Annotated in this window: 4 protein-coding genes; 3 read left to right on the forward strand and 1 reads right to left on the reverse strand. The window is 62.6% G+C overall.

The window, feature by feature from the left end:
• Positions 1–139 precede the first annotated feature (139 nt).
• Both QMX91_RS29185 and QMX91_RS29190 read left to right on the forward strand, forming a co-directional pair.
• A complete protein-coding gene (locus QMX91_RS29185; RefSeq protein ID WP_223007751.1) occupies positions 140–1444 on the forward strand; it encodes an MFS transporter in 1305 nt (434 codons plus the stop codon).
• Positions 1445–1504: 60 nt separating this feature from the next.
• A complete protein-coding gene (locus QMX91_RS29190; protein ID WP_096794901.1) occupies positions 1505–2308 on the forward strand; it encodes an IclR family transcriptional regulator in 804 nt (267 codons plus the stop codon).
• Here QMX91_RS29190 and QMX91_RS29195 read toward each other — a convergent pair.
• Positions 2305–3357, reverse strand: coding sequence for an NAD(P)-dependent alcohol dehydrogenase (locus tag QMX91_RS29195; protein ID WP_282413784.1), 1053 nt, complete (start codon positions 3355–3357; stop codon positions 2305–2307). The two genes, QMX91_RS29190 and QMX91_RS29195, sit on opposite strands and share 4 nt — an antisense overlap.
• Before the next feature lie 190 nt (positions 3358–3547).
• On the opposite strand from QMX91_RS29195, the gene QMX91_RS29200 reads away from it, so the two are divergent.
• On the forward strand, positions 3548–4438 hold the full coding sequence (locus tag QMX91_RS29200) for an AraC family transcriptional regulator (RefSeq protein ID WP_007961974.1): 891 nt from the start codon (positions 3548–3550) through the stop codon (positions 4436–4438).
• The last annotated feature ends 86 nt before the right edge of the window (positions 4439–4524 follow it).

A 4524-nucleotide genomic window follows, 5' to 3' on the forward strand; every position in this document is an offset into this window, starting at 1 on the left:
GCTCCCGAATGCGGCATGTCAGCTAAAGAGATGTCGACTGACACTCCGCATTCGGGAGCAAGCCCCCTCCCACAATTGATCTCCATGGATGGGAGATGGCGTCAATGACCTCAAATAATCATAAGAAGAGGCCCCCCCCATGCCAACGCAAACCCTCACCGGGCAGGCGTCTTTAGTCACGCCTAGCCGCAAGCGGTTTTTCATCATGGTGTTGCTGTTCATCACCGTGGTCATCAACTACCTCGACCGCAGCAACCTGTCGATTGCCGCGCCCGCGCTGACCAGTGAACTGGGCATCGACCCGGTTCACGTCGGGCTGATTTTCTCCGCATTCGGCTGGACCTACGCCGCGATGCAGATTCCCGGCGGCTGGCTGGTGGATCGGGTGCCGCCGCGCATCCTCTATAGCGTCGCGCTGCTGTTGTGGTCGCTGGCCACGGTGCTGCTCGGTTTCGCTGCGAGTTTCATTGCGCTGTTTGTGCTGCGCATGGCGGTCGGCGCGCTGGAAGCACCGGCCTATCCGATCAACAGCCGCGTGGTGACCACCTGGTTTCCCGAGCGCGAGCGGGCCACGGCGATTGGTTTCTACACCTCCGGGCAGTTTGTCGGCCTGGCGTTTCTGACGCCGGTGCTGGCCTGGCTGCAACATGAGTTCGGCTGGCACATGGTGTTCGTCGCGACCGGTGCGGCTGGCATCATCTGGGCAGCGATCTGGTACGCGGTGTATCGCGAACCGCGAGACTTCAAGGGCGCCAACGACGCGGAGATCGACCTGATCCGCGAGGGTGGCGGACTCGTAGACATTCAAGCGCAGACGGCCAAGGCCTCGTTCAGTTGGACCGATCTCGGTATCGTCCTCACTAAGCGCAAATTGTGGGGCATCTACCTCGGTCAGTTCTGCCTGAACTCGACGCTGTGGTTTTTCCTGACGTGGTTCCCGACCTACCTGGTGAAATACCGTGGCATGGACTTCATCAAGTCCGGGCTGTTGGCCTCGCTGCCGTTTCTCGCGGCCTTTGTCGGCGTGCTGTGCTCGGGGTTCTTTTCCGACCTGTTGATCCGGCGTGGCTGCAGCGTGGGCTTCGCGCGCAAGTTGCCGATCATTGGCGGGCTGCTGATTTCAACCTCGATCATCGGCGCCAATTTTGTTGAATCGACACCGCTGGTGATTGCCTTCCTGGCGTTGGCGTTTTTTGGCAACGGTCTGGCCTCGATCACCTGGTCGCTGGTCTCGACCCTCGCTCCGGCGCGGTTGCTGGGGCTGACCGGCGGGGTGTTCAACTTCATCGGCAACCTGTCGGCGATTGCCACGCCGATTGTCATCGGTTTCCTCGCCAGCGGTGATTCGTTCGCCCCGGCGATCTCCTACATCGCGGTGCTGGCGCTGATCGGTGCATTGTCCTACGTGCTGCTGGTGGGCAAGGTCGAGCGTATCGAGTTGTAGTCGTCTGCGTCGGGCGACCATAATGCCGCCCGTTCCCTCGCTCAACGGTAAAGGCTGGATATGCAGGAAGACGCCCCGGAAAAAACCAAGGACGCCGCGCCCACCGGCACCCAGACCCTGCTTCGCGGCCTGGGTGTGGTGCAGGCGGTGGCCAGTGGCGCCCGCGATCTGAAAGAGATCGCCCGGCTGATCGGCACCACGCGCAGCACCACCCATCGTCTGGCCAGTTGCCTGGTCGACGAGCGCTATCTGCGCGTGGTGCCGCAAATCGGCTATCTGCTGGGGCCGAAGCTGATCGAGCTGGGGTTTCAGGCGCGCGAAGAGTTGCCGCTGGTGAGTCTGGCCGGGCCGTACCTGGACGAGTTGTCGGCGTTGACCGGGGACACCGTGCACCTGGGGATTCGTGAAGGCGATGAGGTCCTGTACCTGCTGAAGAATCCGGGGCGTAACGGCCCGGAAATGCGTTCGCGGGTCGGCCACCGGATGCCGCTGGCGCGCACCGGGATCGGCAAGGCGTTGATGCTCGACGATGCACCGCAGGATTGGCAGCGCCTGTACGACATCAGCCTGCCGGCGGGTGGGAAAAGTCAGTTCTGGCCGCAGCATCCGCAGCAGTCGTGGGAACAGCTCGAACAGCGCATGACCGAGTACGTGGCCGGTGGCTACGCCTTCGATCTGGAGGATAACGAACCGTCGATCCGCTGCGTAGCGGCGCCGATTCGTGATGCGAGCAAGCGCATTGTGGCGGCGATCAGTATCGCCAGCACCGTGCCGTACATGCCGCTGGAAAAAATGGCCGAGCTGATCCCCCTGATCAAAGGGGTCACAGCCCGGCTCTCGGCAGAGCTCGGTCTGAAGGTTTAAAGCTTCAACGTCGCCATGTCGATCACGAAGCGATATTTCACGTCACCGGCAATCATCCGCGCATAAGCCTCGTTGATCTGGCGGATGTCGAGCATTTCGATGTCGCAGCTGATGTTGTGCTCGGCGCAGAAATCCAGCACTTCCTGGGTTTCGGCGATGCCGCCGATCAGCGAACCGGCCAGCACGCGGCGCCCCAGCACCAGGTTGGCAGCATGCACCGGCGGGTCGATCGGTTCGATCAGGCCGACCAGAATGTGCACGCCATCAAAGCGCAGGGTTTGCAGGTACGGGTTGAGGTCGTGCTGCACCGGAATGGTGTCCAGTAGGAAGTCGAAACGGCCCGCAGCGGCGGCCATTTGCTCGGCATCGGTGGAGACGATCACATGATCGGCGCCCTGACGACGGCCTTCTTCGGCCTTGCTCGCCGAACGGGTGAACAGCGTCACTTCCGCGCCCATGGCCTTGGCGAACTTGATGCCCATGTGGCCGAGGCCGCCCATGCCGAGAATTCCGACCTTGTCGCCGGCCTTGACGCCGTAGTGCTTGAGCGGCGAGTAGGTGGTGATGCCGGCACAGAGGATCGGCGCGGCGCTGGCCAGGTCGAGTTTCTCCGGGATGCGCACGACGAAGTGCTCGCTGACCACGATGCTGTCCGAGTAGCCGCCCATGGTGTTGCTGCCATCGACCCGGTCCGGGGTGGCGTAGGTCATGGTCGGGCCTTCGAGGCAGTATTGCTCGAGGTTCTGCTGGCAGGCAGCGCAGGTGCGGCAGGAGTCGACCATGCAGCCGACACCGACCAGATCGCCGACTTTATGTTGAGTGACGTTCGCACCAACGGCGGTGACTTTGCCGACGATCTCGTGGCCGGGCATCAACGGATAAACCGCGATGCCCCATTCGTTGCGCGCCTGGTGGATGTCGGAGTGGCAGACGCCGCAATACAGGATCTCGATCGCCACGTCGTCAGCGCGTGGGCTGCGGCGTTCGAATTTCATCGGGGCGAGGGGAGTGGTGGCCGATTGGGCGGCATAACCGATAGCGGTGTACATGAGAAACCTCGCAGAAGCAGTGACAGGTGAGGTGGCGCATTTTGGGCGCCGTCTGCCGCTGCGGCCATGACGATTCCTCCGGGTCTCATGCCTAATCCTCCGGCATGCAGGTCTGGGCAAGCGCATTGGCAAAAGGATCTGCGATGATGCTTGCATGCCTTTTTCCGTGACTTTTTTGAAGACCCCTCCGATGCAGTTGACCCGTCACCTTGATGCCAATGCCACGCTGGTTTCGCTGATCGAGCCGCTGGCGCTCTGCGATGGTTACAGCCAGACCGGGTTGCCCGGCGTGCAGGTGTTGCGCGCCAGTTGCGATGTGGCGCGTGGCCCGCACATTTATGAGCCGAGCCTGATGATCATCGCTCAGGGCAGCAAACTGGCGTTCCTCGGCCCGCGCACCATGGAGTACGGTGCCGGGCACTACCTGATTCAGGCGCTGCCGGTGCCGTTCGAGTGCGAAACCTTTGCCTTGCCGGATGCGCCGTTGCTGGGGGTGTCGGTAGCGATCGATCGGGTGCTGCTCGGTGAATTAGTGCTGGCCATGGGGCTGGCGCCCGGGCGGCACATTCCGGCGCAGACACCGGAGTCGATGACCTCGGTGGTGCTCGACGATGACATGCGTGGCTGCGTCGAACGCTTGTTGCGCTGCCTGCACGATCCGCTGGAGCGGCAGATTCTCGGGCCGGCGCGGGTGCGTGAATTGCTGTTCACCGCACTGCGCGGGCCGCAGGCCGATGTGTTGCGCGCGCTGGTGGAACAGCAGGGGCAGTTCGCCCGGGTGGCGGCGTCGATCAGTCATCTGCATGCGCATTACACCGAGCCGCTGAACGTCGAGACTCTGGCCAGTTGCGCGAACATGAGCGTGTCGTCCTTCCACGAGCACTTCAAGCGCAGCACGCTGTTGTCGCCGGTGCAGTACCTGAAGCGCTTGCGCCTGCTCAAGGCGCAGACCTTGCTGGTCGCCGAGGGGCTGGGCGTGGCGCAGGTGGCGCATCGGGTGGGGTATCAGAGTACGTCGCAGTTCAGTCGCGAGTACAAGCGCTACTTCGAGCGCAGCCCTGGCGACGAACGCGTAGCCTGAGTCGATTAAGATCCCTTGTGGGAGCGGGCTTGCTCGCGAATGCGGTGTATCAGTCAATGAATGGGCTGAATGACACACCGCATTCG

Origin of the sequence: Pseudomonas sp. PS01299 (assembly GCF_029960145.1) — a bacterium.
GTDB classification, from domain to species: domain Bacteria; phylum Pseudomonadota; class Gammaproteobacteria; order Pseudomonadales; family Pseudomonadaceae; genus Aquipseudomonas; species Aquipseudomonas putida_A.

Excerpts from the sequence above, each read along its gene's own strand:
- QMX91_RS29185 (WP_223007751.1), top strand. The coding sequence starts at position 140 with ATGCCAACGCAAACCCTCACCGGGCAGGCGTCTTTAGTCACGCCTAGC.
- QMX91_RS29200 (WP_007961974.1), top strand. The coding sequence starts at position 3,548 with ATGCAGTTGACCCGTCACCTTGATGCCAATGCCACGCTGGTTTCGCTG.
- QMX91_RS29190 (WP_096794901.1), top strand. The coding sequence starts at position 1,505 with ATGCAGGAAGACGCCCCGGAAAAAACCAAGGACGCCGCGCCCACCGGC.
- QMX91_RS29195 (WP_282413784.1), bottom strand. The coding sequence starts at position 3,357 with ATGTACACCGCTATCGGTTATGCCGCCCAATCGGCCACCACTCCCCTC.